This is a genomic window from Croceibacterium segetis, assembly GCF_011320115.1.
Lineage (GTDB): Bacteria > Pseudomonadota > Alphaproteobacteria > Sphingomonadales > Sphingomonadaceae > Croceibacterium_B > Croceibacterium_B segetis.
Map to the genome: position 1 here is coordinate 201,175 of NZ_JAANOZ010000005.1, position 15,292 is coordinate 216,466.

Sequence of the window (15,292 nt, forward strand, 5' to 3'; positions counted from 1 at the left end):
ATGGATCAGCGCTTGAGGACGCTCCGTGCCTGGCTGGCGATCTGTGCCAGCATCGCTGGGGCGACCGGCGCGGCGGACTGCGCCCGGCCGACCATCGCACGGAATTGCCGGATCGGTGTCGCGTGGCTTGCTGCCCAGGTCTCGATCAGCCCGGGCAGGTCCTCCTTGCCGGACTTGCGGCGGGCGAGCGTGCGCAGGAAATCGAGCCGCATCTGCTGGAAATCGCGCGCCAGACCGGCAACGAGCAAGCGCTCCCACGGGTCCGACGGGCTCATCACCGCGGCGGTCGACTGGGCCCAGTCGAGCCCGAGCCGCGCGCCGAGATCGACGAACGCGCGGGCCAGCAGCTTGGGAGCGATGTCGCTGTCGCGAGCGAGGCCGGCGAGACCGATCGCGCCGTCCATCTCGAACAGTCGGGCGACCCTGCGCGCGCAGCGCTCGGGCGCGCCCATGCCGGCAAGTTCGAGGGCGATGCGCCGGGCGTGATCGCGCGTCTCATTTTCGAGCAGTTCTTCGACGTGCGCGTCCAGTTCGGCAACGCCAGGCCGGAGCTCGGCGATCGCCTGGCTTGGCGCAATCATCGCCCCGCCGGCCCGAAGTAAGTCGGCCATATGGCTGCGCAAAGCGAGCGCGGCTTGCTCGAACAACGCGATGCGGGCGGTCTCGGGCATCCTGGCGGTGTCCAGCCCCTGCCAGACTTCATCGAGTCCGAGCAGTACGCAGGCCGAAGCGAACGCCGAGCAAACCTGATCGAGACTGGCGCCTTCTTCCTCGGCCAGCTCGAACGGATGGACCAGCCCCATGCGGTTGATGACCTTGTTGGCGACCACCGTAGCGACCAATTCATTGCGCAGCCGGTGCTGCAGGATGCGGGCCTTGAAAGGCCCTTGCATCTCGGGCGGGAAGTCGCCGAGCAGCAGCGGCTCGAAGGCGGGGTCCTGCGCGAGATCGCTCGCTTCCATCGCATCTTGCAGAACGAGCTTGGTGGTCGACAGCAACACGGCAAGCTCGGGCCGGGTGAGGCCGCGCCCGTCGAGCGCGCGCCGCGCAAGCACGTCGCTTGTCGCGAGCCCTTCGGTCTTGCGGTCGAGCGCACCCCCGTCCTCGAGCGTCTCCATAAGCCGGGTTTGCGAGGCGACCGCCTTGGCGCCTCCGGTCTGGGCGATCGACAGCGCGAGGGCCTGCAGCCGGTTGTCCTCGAGGACCAGCTCGGAGACGCTCTCCGTCATTTCGGCGAGCAGCGTGTTGCGCCGCGTTTCCGAGAGGCGCCCGGCGCGCTGCGCGGCGATCAGCGCGATCTTGATATTGACCTCGTTGTCCGAGCAATCGACGCCGGCCGAATTGTCGATGAAGTCGGTGTTGATGCGCCCGCCGTGGAGGGCGAACTCAATCCGCCCGGCTTGCGTCACGCCGAGATTGGCGCCTTCGCCGATGACCTTCGCGCGCACCTCCTCGCCGGTGACGCGCAGCGCGTCGTTCGCCGGGTCGCCGACTTGCGCATCGGTCTCGCTGCTTGCCCGCAAATATGTGCCGATGCCCCCGAACCACAGGAGATCGACCGGCGCCTTGAGGATCGCGTTGATCAGTGCATCGGGTTCGAACTCCCGCCGCTCGGTGCCGAGCGCGGCGGCCGCTTCCCTGGAGATGGCGATGCGCTTCATCGTTCGCGGGAAGATCCCGCCGCCCTTGCTGAGCAGCTTTTCGTTGTAATCCGCCCAGCTCGAGCGCGGCAGGCGGAACAGCCGCCGCCGCTCTTTCCAGCTCGCTGTCGGATCCGGGTCGGGGTCGAGGAACACGTGCCGATGGTCGAAAGCCGCGATGAGCTTGAGCGATTTCGAAAGCAGCATGCCGTTGCCGAACACGTCGCCGGACATGTCGCCGCAGCCGGCGACCCGCACCGGTTCGCTCTGCACGTCGACGCCCATCTCAAGGAAATGGCGCTGGACCGAAATCCACGCCCCGCGCGCGGTGATGCCCATCTCCTTGTGGTCGTAGCCGTGCGAGCCGCCGCTGGCGAAGGCATCGCCGAGCCAGAAGTCGCGCTCCTCGGCCAGCGCGTTGGCCACGTCGGAGTAAGTCGCCGTGCCCTTGTCGGCGGCGACGACGAAGTAGGGATCGTCGCCATCGTGGACGACGACGCAGTCGGGATGGACGACCTTGTCGTTCACGATGTTGTCGGTCAGCGACAGCAGGCTGCGGATGAACACCTCGTAGCTCGCCCGCCCCTCGGCGAACCACGCGTCGCGGTGTTCCGCCGGATCGGGCAACTGCTTGGGATAGAACCCGCCCTTGGCGCCGGTCGGGACGATGACCGCATTCTTGACCCGCTGCGCCTTCATCAGCCCGAGGATCTCGGTGCGGAAGTCGTCGCGGCGGTCGGACCAGCGAATGCCGCCGCGAGCGACCGGCCCGACGCGCAAGTGGATGCCCTCGACACGGCGCGAATAGACCCACACCTCGCGCCATGGCACGGGCTTGGGCAGGCCCGGCACACGGCTGGAATCGAACTTGAAGGCGATCGCTTCGCGCGAGGCGGGTGCAAAGGCGTTGGTTCGGACGACCGCGCCGATGGTCGCCCAGTAGAGCCGCAGCAGGCGGTCGTCGTTGATCGCGACGACGTGGGCGAGGCCCTGGCGGACCGCCTCGTGGGCCTCTGCGCCGGCGGCCTGGCGGTCGCTCCCGAAATTGGGGTCGTGGCACACGTGCAGCAGCCGGACGAGCCCGCGAGTGACGTCGGGCGCGGCGCGCAAGGCATCGACCACGGTGTAGATGGTGAATGGCAGCCCGCCCTGGCGCAGGTAGCGATAGAACGCGCGCAGCCAATTGGCCTCGCGCGATTCGAGCGCGGTGTCGACCACCAGCCGGTTGAACACGTCGTCTTCGGCGAGGCCGTTGAGCACGGCCGAGATGGCCAGCTCGATTGCATCGGCGCGTGCCAGGACGTCGGCCGGATCGTCGCCGCGGAGCACCAGCTTGAAATCGTGCACGGTGGCCTGCTCGCCGCCGACGAGCTGGGTCGGCAGCTCGGAAAGCACCCGGAAGCCGAAGTTCTCAAGCGCCGGAACCGCGTCGGACAGCGGCATCGAGCCGCCCTGCTGGTAGATCTTCAGGTGCAGTTCGCCTGCCGCATCGCTGGCGAGCCGGTAGAGCCGGGCATCGCGGCCGAGCGGGCGGTCGGGATCGAGCGGGGCGAGATGGCGCAGGCGTTCGATGTCGTGCGCCGCCTCGGCGGGGCCGAACACGCTGCGATAGCCCTGCGGGAAGGCGTCGGCATAGCGCGCGGCAAGCGCGGCGGCTCGGCCCGGTTCGGTGCTCGTCGCCAGCGCCCCTTCGACCGCCTCGCGCCAACCGAGCAGCATCGTCTGCAAACGGCGGCCGATCGCGGCCTGGTCGGGCGTGTCGTCATGGCGGCGGAAGTCCAGGACATAACGCAGCATCGCCAGGTTGCCGCCTTCGACGATCAGGCTCCAGTCTAGCGTATCAGCCCTGGTTTCTTCTTCGAGGAGCGTCTGGACCTGTTCGCGCACCTCGGTCGAGAGGGTGTCGCGCGGGAGCCACACGAAGGCGAACAAGTGCCGCGCGAGCGGCGCCGCGACGAGTTCGACGCGCGGGCGCGGGCGGTCGGCGAGCGCCATCATCGCAGTGGCGACGCGGGTCAGATCGGCGTGCGCGAAGCCGATCACCAGGTCGTGCGGCAGCGATGTCAGCGCGTGGACCAGCGCCTTGCCGTCGTGGCTCATCGGCGCAAAATCGAACTCGGCCATCGTCGCGGCGAGCTGGCGACGCAGCACCGGGACCTCGTTCGGTGGGGTGCCGAGCGCGGCGCTGGTCCACACGCCGGCGTGAACCGACAGCGCTGCGACCCGGCCTTTCTCGCGCACCGGAACGATGAACAGGTCGAGCGGTACGCGGCGGTGGACTTTCGACAGGCGGTTGGCCTTGACGATCAGCGGGCCGGGGCCGCCGTTGGCGTCGAACCAGGCGAAGGCGCGCGCGTAGCTGTCGGCAGCGAGCAGTTCGCGGGCGCTCTTGCGGCAGATGCCGAGCGCCTCGCTGGTGCCTCCGCCGGGTTTGCGCGTGACGTGGCCCAGCAGCGTGAGCATGCCGCCGCCTAGCCAGCGGAGCAGCTCGGCGCCTTCGGGGTCGCCGAGCGAGTCGGCGTCGGCTTCGATCCGTTCGACCATCGACGGCCAATCGGCGACCGCGGCGCGGACGTCGCCGAGCGTCGTCGCGAGCGCCTTTTCGAGCGCGCGGCGCTCTTTGGCGTCGACCCGCGCGGTTTCGAGATAGATCATAGATTCCTGCGCCGGCGCGTCGTGGGGAAGCGCGATCAGCTTGCCGGCCTTGCGTTCGACAGGGACGATCGGATGAACCAGCAAATCGATGGCCAGGCCCTCGGCTGCAATGGCGGCGGCAACCGAATCGACCAGGAACGGCATGTCGTCGTTGACCACCGCGATGCGCATGAAGCGTCCGCCGGGCGCGCTGCGGAGAAGGAACGACGGCTCGCCGTCGGTCCGCACGAGCGCCGCTTCGAGGAGGAAGTCGGCGGCGTCGGCGAGTCGCTCGGCAGGCAACGCCGCTTCGCCGGGTAGCAGCGAAGCAGTCAATCGCTCGCGCAGCTGAAGAGCGAGAGCTTTCTGCGCTTTCGAGAGCCGCTTCTCCGCCTCGCCGTCCGCCATCGCCGCCCTGCCCTTCGTTACATTTGAAACGAGTTTGCGCGCCGCTTTAGTCGCACCTTTGTCATCGAGCAACGGCCTGCATCGTCAATTCAAGCGAGCGGCGCCGCGCCGCGGGATCGTGAGTCGCACCCGACACGATGATCTCGTCGGCGCGGGTTCGTTCGACGAAGCGGCCGATTTTCGCCGCCACCGTCTCCGGCGAGCCCACCGCGCGCGCGACCGACAGCCGTTCGAGCATGGCCTGGGCGGACTCGGGCAGCGTGGCGCGATAGCCGGAGATCGGCGGCGGCAGCTTGCCGGGATCGCCGCTGCGCAGGCGGACGAAGGCCTGGTCTTGCGACGAGGCAAGCAGCTCGGCTTCCGCGTCGGTATCGGCGCAAATCACCGTCATCGCCGCCATCGCGTGCGGCTGGGCGAATGCTGCGGAGGGACGGAACTGGGCGCGGTACGCTTCGAGCGCGGAATCGAGATGGTCGGGCGCGAAGTGACTGGCGAAGGCGTAAGGCAGACCGAGCCGCGCGGCGAGCTGCGCACCGAACAGGCTCGAGCCGAGAATCCACAGCTCCACATTCGCCCCGAAGCCGGGCGTCGCCTGGATCGGCAGGTCGATGTCGCCGGTGAAGAGTGCGCGCAGCTCGACGACGTCCTGCGGGAAATATTCGGCGGCGCGCCCAAGATCCTTGCGCAGCGCCTGGGCCAGGATCGGCGCCGCGCCCGGCGCGCGGCCGAGCCCGAGGTCGACCCGGCCCGGGAACAGCGCGTCGAGGGCGCCGAACTGCTCGGCGATGACGAACGGATTGTGATTGGGCAGCATGATCCCACCCGCGCCGATGCGGATCGTGCGGGTGCAATGCCCGATATGCGCCAATACGACCGACACTGCCCCCCCGGCGATCCCCGGCGAGGCATGATGCTCGGCGACCCAGAAGCGTTTGTAGCCTGCCGCCTCGGCCGCCGCCGCCAGCCTGCCCGCCTCGGCTAGCGCCTCCCCAACGCCGCCGCCTTCGCGTACGGGCACGAGGTCGAGGACCGACAGCGGGATCATTGTCCGGCGCCTCCGATCTCGGCGAGATTGGCCCTGGCGCTCTTGGCCTCGGGACCGTCGGGCGCGAGCGCCACCACCGCGTCCCAGCTCTTGCGCGCGGCCTCGTCATTGCCGGCGAGCGCAGCGATCACTCCCGCCTCGAGGCCGACGGCGGGATCCTTCGGAGCCAGCCCGGCGGCGGCTTCGATCTGTGCCTGGGCGTCGTTGAGGTCGCCCCTGCGCCGCGACAGCGTCGCCGAGAGGAGCCAGACATCGGCGTTTTGCGGGGCATCGGCGCGCGCCTGCTGGAGAGTCGCGGCAGCCTCGTCGGCACGCTCGAGCCCGACCAGCGCGCGCGCCTTGTCGGCGGCGATCGAGCCGGCAAGCGGTTTGTCTTCGGCCAGCGCAGCGTCAGCGACCGCCTTGTCGAGGTCGGCCAGGGCCGTCGCAAGGTCGTTTCCGGCCAGCGCCGCGTTGCCAGCCATCGCGCCGAGACGCGCACGGACCGCGTAGTCGCTGCTCAGCGCCGCATCGCGCGCGGCGAGGAAGGCGTCGTGTGCGGCATCCCAGCGCAGTACGCTGACATAGGCCTGGCCTAGGCACTGATGCGGCAGCGCCTTGCCGGCACCGTTGGCTTCGATCAGCCAGAGGCCCGCGGTGGTGATGGCCGTCGCCGGGTCGGTCCGCGCCTGCGCGAGGCATTCGGCCAGCCGCGCCTGCTCTGTCGTATGCGCAGGCGCCGTGGCGACCGTGGCGGCCTGGGCAACGATCAGGGCGAGGGCGGAAAGAATCATCGAGGGCAACCTTCAGATTAGCCCGGCGACTGTGTGCAGCAGCAGGGCGATGTCCTGCTCGCGCGAGAGCCGGTGGTCGCCGCCTTTGACCAGCGTGACCTGCACATCTTGTGAACGCAGGGCGGCTGCGAGACGGAGCGATATCTCGGGGGGCACGTCGCCATCTTCCTGCCCGTGAAGCAGCCTGACGGGGCCGTCGAAGGGGATTTCGCCGTCCAGCTGGTGCAGCGCCTCGCCGTCGGCCCAGAAGGCCGCATGTACCGGTGTCGGCTCGGGGCCATACGGATTGTCCAGCAGCAGCGTCTCGCCTGCAGCCAGGCGCGCCTTTTGCGCTGCGTCGTAGCCCCAGCCGGTGAAGTCGGGCGCCGCGGCAACGCCCACAAGCGCCGTCACGCGTGAGCCGAGCCGGCGCGCGGCAAGCAGCATCAGCCACCCGCCCATCGAAGAGCCGACCAGGACGACTTGTCCGTCGAGCCGCGATTCGATGATCGCGACCGCTTCTTCAGCCCACCGAGACAAAGTGCCGTCGGCGAAATCGCCCGGACTCTCGCCGCGGCCCGAGTAATCGAACAGCAGACAACCGCGGCCGCTGCGCTCGCACCACTCGAACAGCGCGGTCGCTTTGCTGCCGGCCATGTCCGACATGTAGCCCGGTAGGAATACCATCGCAGGGGCACCTCCCGCTGCCTCGCGGAAGGCGATCCGGCGGCCGTCGGACAAGCTGTGAAAACCGGCTTGGGGCACGCCCGGCCTCATGGCGGCTGCGCCGCCTCGCCGCAAGGCTCGCGGCCTAGAAGGCGCGGTCGTGAAGCAGGACCATCGCGGTGGCGAGGAGAATGCGCACGTCGCGCAGGATGGTCCAGCCGTTGATGTATTCGAGGTCGGGCTGGAGCCGAGAGGTCAGATCGTCCTCGTGATCGGTCGCGCCGCGGAAGCCGCGGATCTGGGCCAGACCCGTCAGCCCTGGACGCAGCGAATGCCGCTGGCAGTAGCGCTGATCGACTTCCCAGAAGAGCTTTTCCCCGGCCAGCGATCCGGTCGCATGCGGGCGTGGGCCGACGAGGCTCATGTCGCCTCTGAGCACGTTGAACAGCTGCGGCAGCTCGTCGATGCTGGTGCGGCGCAGCCAGCGGCCGACCCGCGTCACCCGGTCGTCGTCCTTGCTTGCCGAGCGGCGCCCGTCGCCATCGGCGCGATCGACTTTCATGGTCCTCAGCTTGTAGATCGAGAACAACTGATTGCGGCGGCCGACACGGTTCTGGCGAAACAGGATCGGGCCGCCATCTTCCACTTTGATGGCGGCGGCGGCGATGGCCAGGATCGGCAACGCGACGATCAACGCGGCGACCGATACGGAGACGTCGAGCAGCCGCTTCGCAGCGCGGGCGCGCAGGCCCAGCGGACCGGCCGAGACGAGCAGCGTGGTCGTATTGATCTCGGCTCGCTGGATCACCCCGAGCGCGCCGATCTCGCGCATGAACTCAAACAGCACCTCGCCGTGAACCCCGGCGCCTTTCAAGACGTTCGCCCACTCGAGGCGCCGCTCAGGCGGGCAGCTGACGATGACCTGGTCCATGTTGCGGACGTGGCGCGCCAGAAGGTCGAGCGCGTGGGGATCGTCGAGGGCCGGGCGCAAGCCTCGTTCCCGGGCGTTGACGAAGAAGCTGTCGGGCAAGCTGAAAGCTGGCTCACCGTCGCCGATAACGAGCACATTGAGCGGATTCCCACCCAGCCGGTGCCGGATTATCCCGCCCGCCGCCCGCCGCGATCCGATGAACATCAGCCCGGTGATGAGTACGGCGATGATGTAAGGTGATGCGTGAAAAGGTGGTATGCAACCAGACGAAGTAAATGATGAAATTGGACAGCGCCGTGGAAATGGCCAAGGCTGCCGGCGCACGGATCGCTCCGAGCCTCCAGTCCTTGAGCGAGTCCAAGGTGTAGCTCCCGTTGTACAGCACGATGGTAAGGAAGTTCGGTAACGGCAACTGCGCCGGGAGGGTCACTTCTGCCAGCGTGTTCTGGCGGAAGAAGGCCATGCCTTGGTAAGGGTAATCGGCAATCAGGTAAGCCGCGAACAATACCGCAGTGTCGGCCACCATCTGTCCGAGATAGAAGCGAAGTCACCGGCGCTCGAGCGAAGTCGATAAGCCGGTGGCGGGCCTTCCTCGGATTCCACTATTTGCTCGATCAATGGCAAGTTCATCGCTTCGGCCCCGCAACTCCGGCTGAAGCGACTACCTAGGTAACCATCGGCCACTGACAAGCCAAAGAAGCCGCCGGCGGAAGCCTGTCTCAATTCCAACAGGTCAGCGGTTTTTCGGTTGATTTACTGGTTTGCGCGCGATTTCAGATAGTTCCTGCGCCAACAAGGTTTCGGCGGCTGCGCTATTGCCCAGCAGCGTGCGGTGGGTGGCGGCAAGTCGCCTCACCAATCGGTCGAGCCGCTTGCCGCGCCAGAAGGCCAGCTGGGCCTTGAGATCGCCGGCATCGCGCCAGAATATGCGCCCCGAACGGCGCTCGCCGTCGACGAATTCGCCGATGTTCGAACGCGTCCCGAGCCGCCCGGCCAGTTGGGCCAGCTGGGCCGCCCGCCGTTCGAACGCCAGCAACACGCCGACGGCACCCAGCGACAGCTCGCGCATGCGCCTGAGCTCGGCGGGAACGCGCGCGGCGTCGCCTGACAGCACCGCGTTGACGAGCGGCATGAAGCCTTCTTCCTCTGTCCCCGCGCCGATGGCGTCGAGATCTTCGCCGCGAACCTCTTTCGGCGCTTGCGGCGAGGCGTCGCAATAGAGCGCCAGCTTGTCGATCTCCGACTGCGCGAGGCGCAAGTCGAGCCCGCAGGCGCGCGCGATCCGTTCGTGGAGGCCGCCGGTCATCTTGAGCCCGGCGGCCCCGGCCATTCGGCTCACCTCGGCGGCTATCGTGGACAGATCCGGAGGGTAGAACATGGCAACCAGCGCATCGCCACGCTTTTCGAGTAGCTTGGCGGTGCGTGACTTGTCGGTCGCCGCGCTGGCCACGATCAGAACCGGGCAGGCTCCGTCGCCGTCGCCGGCGTCGATCGTCTCGAGCAGCAGGCGCACCGCGTCCTGCACGTCGTCGCCGTTGGCGCGGACATAGATGTGCCGCGCGTCGCCGAACAACGAGCCGGAGCGGGACTCGTCGCCGAGCCGGGCGGGGTCGGGCCGCAGCTCGCCCCCCGAGAGCTCGAGCCGCTCACCGGCATCGGGCAGCAACGCGGCGATGGCCGTTGCGGCTGCCGCGGCACCGGCCTCGTCGGGACCGCAGAAGAAGAAGATCCGGCACTCGCGGGCGGCGCGCGGCGCGACCTGGCGGAAGTCCTTCTGGGTGGCCTTCACGACTGAGGCGAGCGCAGCGCCAGCGCGAGCCGGGCGACTATTCGGTCGGCGACGTCTCTCGACAGGTTTTCGAGCGCGGTGTTCTCCGCGGCGATGGTAGCGTACTCGCTCGAGACCACGTCGATGCCGGCATCCGAGCCGGCCGAAGCGTCGAGCACGATCTCGCCGCTCGCCAGGTCGACCAGCTGGTAGCGCGCGCGTAGCGTGCGCCGTTCTCGGCCGATGGTGTCGTCGCTGATCAGGCCGAGGCCCTGGAGCTTGTCGTCGAGCAACACGTCGAGCCGGTAGCGCGGCGCCCCGCGGGTGCCCGACTGCTCGAGCCGGTCGTTGAGCGCATTGCGCACCAGCCAGCCGGCCTTGCCCTGGATCGGCGAAACCTCGATCGCAGCGAGGCCCTGCGACACCGCGCCCCCGCTGCCGCCGGCATACATCGGCCGCAAGCCGCAACCGGTCAGCGCCAGCAGCGCGGCGAGGGGGAGCGCGAGACGTCTCATGTGACGATGTTAACCAGCCGGTCGGGCACGACGATCACCTTGCGCACTTCCGCCCCGCCCAGCGAACGCTGGACTTTCTCGCTTCCCAGCGCAAGCGCTTCGAGCGCTTCCGTGGACGCGCCCTTGGGAGCGGTCAGGGTGTCGCGAAGCTTGCCCTTGTGCTGGATGGCGATGGTCACCTCGTCCTCGACCAGGAGCGCAGGATCGGTCTCGGGCCACGACGCGTCGGCAACCAGGCCCTGTTGTCCAAGCGCGGCCCAGCCCTCCTCGGCGAGGTGCGGCATCATCGGGGCGGCGAGCAACAGCGCGGTGCGAATTGCGGCGTTGCGCTCGGCCGACGGGGGTGCCTTCTCGATCGCGCTGGTCAGCTCGTAAATCCGGGCGACAGCCTTGTTGAACGCGAGCGCCTCGATGTCCTCGGCGACCGCGGCGATCGCCTGGTGGGTCTTGCGCGCGAGCGCCTTGTCCTCGCCGCTTGCGCCGGCGTCGTGCTGGCCGAACAGGCGCCACAGCCGCTGGACGAAGCGCCAGCAGCCCTCGATCCCGGCTTCGGACCACGGCAGGTCGCGCTCGGGTGGGCTGTCGGAGAGCATGAACCAGCGCACCGCGTCGGCGCCGTAGCGGGCGACGATCTCGTCCGGGTCGACGGTGTTCTTCTTCGACTTGGACATCTTGATCACGCGCCCGATAGTCAGCGGGCTGCCGTCCTTCAGTGTCGCGCCGGTGGCGGTGCGGAGCACGTCGCCGGGGCTATAGAACACCTCGCGCCCATGTTCCTCGCGCGAATAGGTCTCGTGTGTCACCATTCCTTGAGTGAACAGGCTGGCGAACGGTTCGGTGACCTCGAGCTTGCCGATGCGGGCGAGCGCGCGGGTCCAGAAGCGGGCGTAGAGCAGGTGCAGGATCGCATGCTCAATGCCGCCGATGTACTGGTCGACCGGCAACCACTTGGCGACGACCTCGGGGTCGAAGGGCTTGTCGGCCGGCTGGCTGGCGAAGCGCAGGAAGTACCACGAGCTGTCGACGAACGTGTCGAGCGTGTCGGTCTCGCGCACGGCCGCGCCGCCGCAGCTCGGGCAATGGACGTGCTTCCAGGTCGGATGGCGCACCAGCGGGTTGCCGGGCTGCGAAATGTCGACGTCCTCGGGCAGCACGACCGGCAGCTGGTCCTTCGGCACCGCCACCACGCCGCATTTCTCGCAGTGGATGAACGGAATCGGCGTACCCCAGTAGCGCTGGCGGCTGACGCCCCAGTCGCGCAGGCGCCAGACGGTCCGGCCTTCGCCCCAGCGATGCTGCTCGGCGCGGCCGATCACTTCGCGCTTGGCGACGTCAGTCGGCATGGTGTCGAGGAAGTCGGAATTCACGCACACGCCGTCGCCGGTGTAGGCTTCGCTCAGCGGCGCACCGGCCTCGGCCGCGCTTGGGGCGATGACGCGCCGGATCGGCAAGCCGTATTTGCTGGCGAAGTCGAAATCGCGCTGGTCGTGCCCGGGCACTGCCATGATCGCCCCGGTGCCGTATTCCATCAGCACGAAATTGGCGATGTAGACCGGTAGCCGGTCGTTGGTGAACGGGTGGATCGCCTTGAGGCCGGTGTCGTAGCCGAGCTTCTCGGCCGTCTCCAGCTCGGCCGCGGTGGTACCGCCCTGCTTGCACAGCTCGATAAACGCCGCCGCCTGCGGGTCGTTCTCGGCGACCGCCTGGGCGACCGGATGGTCGGGCGCGACGGCGACGAAGCTGGCGCCGAAGATCGTGTCAGGCCGGGTGGTATAAACCTCCAGCTTGCTGCCGTCGGACAAGGTGAAACCGAACTGCAGGCCCTGGCTCTTGCCGATCCAGTTCTCCTGCATCACCCGGACCTTCTCGGGCCAGCCGTCCAGCTTATCGAGCCCGTCGAGCAGCTCCTGCGCGAAGGCGGTTATCTTGAGGAACCACTGGCTGAGCTTGCGCTTTTCGACCGGCGCACCCGAGCGCCAGCCCTTGCCGTCGATCACCTGTTCGTTTGCAAGCACCGTCTGGTCGACCGGGTCCCAGTTAACCGCGCTTTCCTTGCGATAGACCAGGCCGGCTTCGTAGAGGTCGATGAACAGTGCCTGTTCGTGTCCGTAGTAGGCGGGATCGCAGGTCGCCAATTCGCGGCTCCAGTCGAGCGCGAAGCCGAGGCGTTTCAGCTGCGCCTTCATGTTGGCGATGTTCTGGTAAGTCCAGCTGCGGGGGTGAACCTTCTGCTCGATGGCGGCGTTCTCTGCCGGCATGCCGAACGCGTCCCAGCCCATCGGGTGGAGCACCTCGTGTCCGCGCATCCGCTTGTAGCGCGCGATCACATCGCCCATCGTGTAGTTGCGCACGTGGCCGATGTGGATCCGCCCCGACGGGTAGGGGAACATCTCGAGGACGTAGCAACGCGGGCGTTCGCTGGCGTCGTCGGCGCGGAAGGTCTGCGCCTCGTCCCACGCACGCTGCCAGCGACCGTCGGCTTGTGACGGATCGAATCGGGTCTCGCTCATGGGCTGCCCCTAAGCGAGTTTAGCCGATATCGGAACGCCTGAGGTCGCGGGCCTTGGTGAGGATGATGTCTTCGAGCTTCTGCACGGTCGCGGCCTGCACCGGGGCGGCGACCCAGGTGCCGTTCTGCAGCACTTCGCGGCTGGCGGCGACGCGCAGGGCGTCGGCGCGCAAGTCCCGGTCGAGGATCGAAACCGACAGCTTGACCCGCTCGCTGGGGTTGCTGGGGTTGGAATACCAGTCGGTGACGATCACCCCGCCGGCGCTGTCGGCCTGGGTCAGCGGCATGAAGGAAAGTGTCTCGAGGCTGGCGCGCCACAAATAGGAATTGACGCCGATCGAGGTGATCGAGGCCGAGGCGACGTCGCCGGCGCGGCTCTTGGGCTTGTGGGCGCAGCCGCCGAGGGGGAGGCCGAGCGCGGCGACGAAGGCAATCCCGACAGCGGGGCGCAGGGCCAAATGACGAAGAGCTGCGGTGGAGATCGTCGGAAATGCCATTCTCGGTCCTGTCATACTGGCGGGCACGCCCGCCCGTGAGCGCCTCTATAGCTTGCCCGCCGCGCGCGGCAAGGTGGCGCGGGAACGGCCCGTGAATGGCCGCTTGGCCAGTGAACGGCCGCTTAACCGCAAGCGAATTCTGTGGGCCGCATGCAACACCCTTGCAAAACAACGGAGTCGAATCGGATTCAGCGCTTTGCGCGGGCCCCGTCTTGTGCCTATCGTCCGCCAACACCACTGGACGTGCGTCGAGTCTGTGAGCGGTCAGGAACCGTTCAGGCCGACAAGCGTCAAGGGAGGTGAGGCACTCGCTCGGTAAGAAAGGCGTGCGCGTCATGGGGCATAAGCGTTACAGCAGCAAACGGGGCGGCCTGACCGCGTCCGTCGCGGCTGTCGCGCTCGTTCTCGCCGTCGCGCCGACCGCGGGCTTTGCCCTCGACGCCCTCGACAAGGGCGGCCTGAACCTCGCGAGTAGCGATTTTTCCTTCACCCCGGCGTCGGTCGATCCCAAGCTTGCCCGCTTCGTGGCCGAACGGGCGACCGGGATAGCACGGATGACGCGCTTCACGCCGGCCCGAGTTGCCGAGCGGGGCAAGCGCTCGTTGACCGTCGCGGTGCGGGTCGGCGAGGAATCGGCACAAGCGATCCAGGTGCGCTCGGCGATTGCCTCCGCGCAGGACCAGATGGGCGGCGCCGCCGGTGTGCGGATCGTTTCGGCGCGCTATAACCTCGGCCTCGCACGCGGGTACCAGAGCTTCGCCCAGCCGACGGTGCTCTCGAAGAAGCTTTCCGACGCGGCGATCCCGGACTTGTCGAGCTTCAAGCCGGCGCCGTTGCAGCCGGAGCAGAGCCGGCTGGTTTCGCGCGTCGCGCTCGCCCACGAGGAAAAGCCCGGCGTCACTCCGCGCACTCGCGAAGCCTTGGGCGAACAGTCGCTCGACGTCGCCACCAGCTATCGCCTGACCCGCAACCTCGATGTCTCAGCCGGCTTGCGCTATTCGCAGGATCGCGACCGCATCGCCCCGGCCGCCGAGCCGACGCCGCAGGACAGCCAGGCGTTCTACGTGGGAACGCAGTTCCGCTTCTGACGCGTCGCGCCGGCTCGCCGATGCACCCCGCTTCGGCGGGGTTTTTCTTTGCGGAAGGCAGGGCTCCGGCTAGGCAGGGCTTCGGAGCGGAGTCATCGAGACCTGAAGGAGATTCTATGTCGCGCGTAGCCATCGTCACCGGAGGTACCCGGGGTATCGGCAGGGCCATCAGCGAAGCGCTCAAGGCAGAGGGGCTTACGGTGGTTGCGAACTACGCCGGCAACGACGAAAAGGCCCGCGTCTTCACGGGCGAGACCGGCATCCCCGCTTACAAGTGGGACGTCGGCGATCACCAGGCGTGCGTCGACGGCTGCGCCCGAGTGGCGAGCGAAGTCGGCCCGATCGACGTGCTGGTCAACAACGCCGGAATCACCCGCGACGCCACGCTGCTCAAGATGAGTTTCGAGGACTGGTACGATGTGATGCGGATCAACCTCGGCGGCTGCTTCAACATGGCCAAAGGCTGCTTTGCCGGGATGAAGGAGCGCGGCTGGGGCCGGATCGTCAACATCGGCTCGATCAACGGCCAGGCCGGTCAGTATGGCCAGGTCAACTATGCGGCGGCGAAGAGCGGCATCCATGGCTTCACCAAGGCGCTGGCGCAGGAAGGGGCGCGCTTCGGGATCACCGTCAACGCGATCGCCCCGGGCTACATCGACACCGACATGGTCGCCGCGGTACCGGAGAACGTGCTCGAGAAGATCGTCGCGCGGATTCCGGTCGGCCGCCTCGGCCATGCCGAGGAGATCGCCCGCGGGGTGACCTTCCTGTGCTCGGAGCACGCCGGGTTCGTCACGGGCTCGACGCTCAGCATCAACGGCGGGCAGCACATGTATTGA

12 protein-coding genes are annotated in these 15,292 nt (G+C 68.0%); 2 read left to right on the forward strand and 10 right to left on the reverse strand.

The window, feature by feature from the left end; genetic code table 11:
• Positions 1–5: 5 nt before the first annotated feature.
• The 10 genes from G7B69_RS07995 to G7B69_RS08035 all read right to left on the reverse strand — a co-directional run bounded on the left by G7B69_RS07995 (position 6) and on the right by G7B69_RS08035 (position 13,365).
• Complete coding sequence (locus G7B69_RS07995) at positions 6–4,682, reverse strand: NAD-glutamate dehydrogenase domain-containing protein (RefSeq protein ID WP_166177957.1); 4,677 nt, start codon at positions 4,680–4,682, stop codon at positions 6–8.
• 61 nt (positions 4,683–4,743) lie between these two features.
• Positions 4,744–5,727 carry an LLM class flavin-dependent oxidoreductase gene (locus tag G7B69_RS08000; protein WP_166177959.1) on the reverse strand — a complete coding sequence of 328 codons (984 nt, stop codon included), beginning with the start codon at positions 5,725–5,727 and terminating at the stop codon, positions 4,744–4,746.
• The gene (locus tag G7B69_RS08005) at positions 5,724–6,500 is read right to left on the reverse strand and encodes a tetratricopeptide repeat protein (RefSeq protein ID WP_166177961.1); all 777 of its coding nucleotides are present in this window, start codon (positions 6,498–6,500) and stop codon (positions 5,724–5,726) included. The genes G7B69_RS08000 and G7B69_RS08005 overlap by 4 nt, the downstream gene beginning before the upstream one ends.
• 12 nt (positions 6,501–6,512) lie before the next feature.
• Positions 6,513–7,256, reverse strand: a complete 744-nt coding sequence (locus tag G7B69_RS08010) for an alpha/beta hydrolase (RefSeq protein ID WP_166177963.1) — start codon at positions 7,254–7,256, stop codon at positions 6,513–6,515.
• 34 nt (positions 7,257–7,290) lie between these two features.
• A complete protein-coding gene (locus G7B69_RS08015; RefSeq protein WP_243415078.1) occupies positions 7,291–8,211 on the reverse strand; it encodes a sugar transferase in 921 nt (306 codons plus the stop codon).
• Positions 8,189–8,602: a hypothetical protein gene (locus tag G7B69_RS16790; RefSeq protein WP_243415079.1), complete on the reverse strand. Its 414-nt coding sequence runs from the start codon at positions 8,600–8,602 to the stop codon at positions 8,189–8,191. The genes G7B69_RS08015 and G7B69_RS16790 overlap by 23 nt, the downstream gene beginning before the upstream one ends.
• 207 nt (positions 8,603–8,809) lie before the next feature.
• Entirely contained in the window at positions 8,810–9,865 is a 1,056-nt protein-coding gene (gene holA, locus G7B69_RS08020; protein WP_166177965.1) for a DNA polymerase III subunit delta, read from the reverse strand.
• A complete protein-coding gene (gene lptE / locus G7B69_RS08025) occupies positions 9,862–10,359 on the reverse strand; it encodes an LPS assembly lipoprotein LptE (RefSeq protein ID WP_166177967.1) in 498 nt (165 codons plus the stop codon). The genes holA and lptE overlap by 4 nt, the downstream gene beginning before the upstream one ends.
• A complete protein-coding gene (leuS, locus tag G7B69_RS08030; RefSeq protein WP_166177969.1) occupies positions 10,356–12,869 on the reverse strand; it encodes a leucine--tRNA ligase in 2,514 nt (837 codons plus the stop codon). Before leuS ends, lptE begins: the two co-directional genes overlap by 4 nt.
• A 19-nt stretch (positions 12,870–12,888) precedes the next feature.
• Positions 12,889–13,365: a DUF3576 domain-containing protein gene (locus G7B69_RS08035; protein WP_207785976.1), complete on the reverse strand. Its 477-nt coding sequence runs from the start codon at positions 13,363–13,365 to the stop codon at positions 12,889–12,891.
• Positions 13,366–13,700: 335 nt separating this feature from the next.
• Here G7B69_RS08035 and G7B69_RS08040 point away from each other — a divergent pair, with 335 nt between their 5' ends.
• Together G7B69_RS08040 and phbB are read left to right on the forward strand one after the other, a co-directional pair.
• On the forward strand, positions 13,701–14,453 hold the full coding sequence (locus G7B69_RS08040) for a YjbH domain-containing protein (protein WP_166177973.1): 753 nt from the start codon (positions 13,701–13,703) through the stop codon (positions 14,451–14,453).
• A 116-nt stretch (positions 14,454–14,569) separates the two neighbouring features.
• On the forward strand, positions 14,570–15,292 hold the full coding sequence (gene phbB / locus G7B69_RS08045) for an acetoacetyl-CoA reductase (protein WP_166177975.1): 723 nt from the start codon (positions 14,570–14,572) through the stop codon (positions 15,290–15,292).

Coding starts and splice junctions, on each gene's coding strand:
- G7B69_RS16790 (WP_243415079.1), bottom strand. CDS start 8,602: ATGGTGGCCGACACTGCGGTATTGTTCGCGGCTTACCTGATTGCCGAT.
- G7B69_RS08000 (WP_166177959.1), bottom strand. CDS start 5,727: ATGATCCCGCTGTCGGTCCTCGACCTCGTGCCCGTACGCGAAGGCGGC.
- phbB (WP_166177975.1), top strand. CDS start 14,570: ATGTCGCGCGTAGCCATCGTCACCGGAGGTACCCGGGGTATCGGCAGG.
- leuS (WP_166177969.1), bottom strand. CDS start 12,869: ATGAGCGAGACCCGATTCGATCCGTCACAAGCCGACGGTCGCTGGCAG.
- G7B69_RS08010 (WP_166177963.1), bottom strand. CDS start 7,256: ATGAGGCCGGGCGTGCCCCAAGCCGGTTTTCACAGCTTGTCCGACGGC.
- G7B69_RS08040 (WP_166177973.1), top strand. CDS start 13,701: ATGGGGCATAAGCGTTACAGCAGCAAACGGGGCGGCCTGACCGCGTCC.
- lptE (WP_166177967.1), bottom strand. CDS start 10,359: ATGAGACGTCTCGCGCTCCCCCTCGCCGCGCTGCTGGCGCTGACCGGT.
- G7B69_RS07995 (WP_166177957.1), bottom strand. CDS start 4,682: ATGGCGGACGGCGAGGCGGAGAAGCGGCTCTCGAAAGCGCAGAAAGCT.
- G7B69_RS08005 (WP_166177961.1), bottom strand. CDS start 6,500: ATGATTCTTTCCGCCCTCGCCCTGATCGTTGCCCAGGCCGCCACGGTC.
- G7B69_RS08035 (WP_207785976.1), bottom strand. CDS start 13,365: ATGGCATTTCCGACGATCTCCACCGCAGCTCTTCGTCATTTGGCCCTG.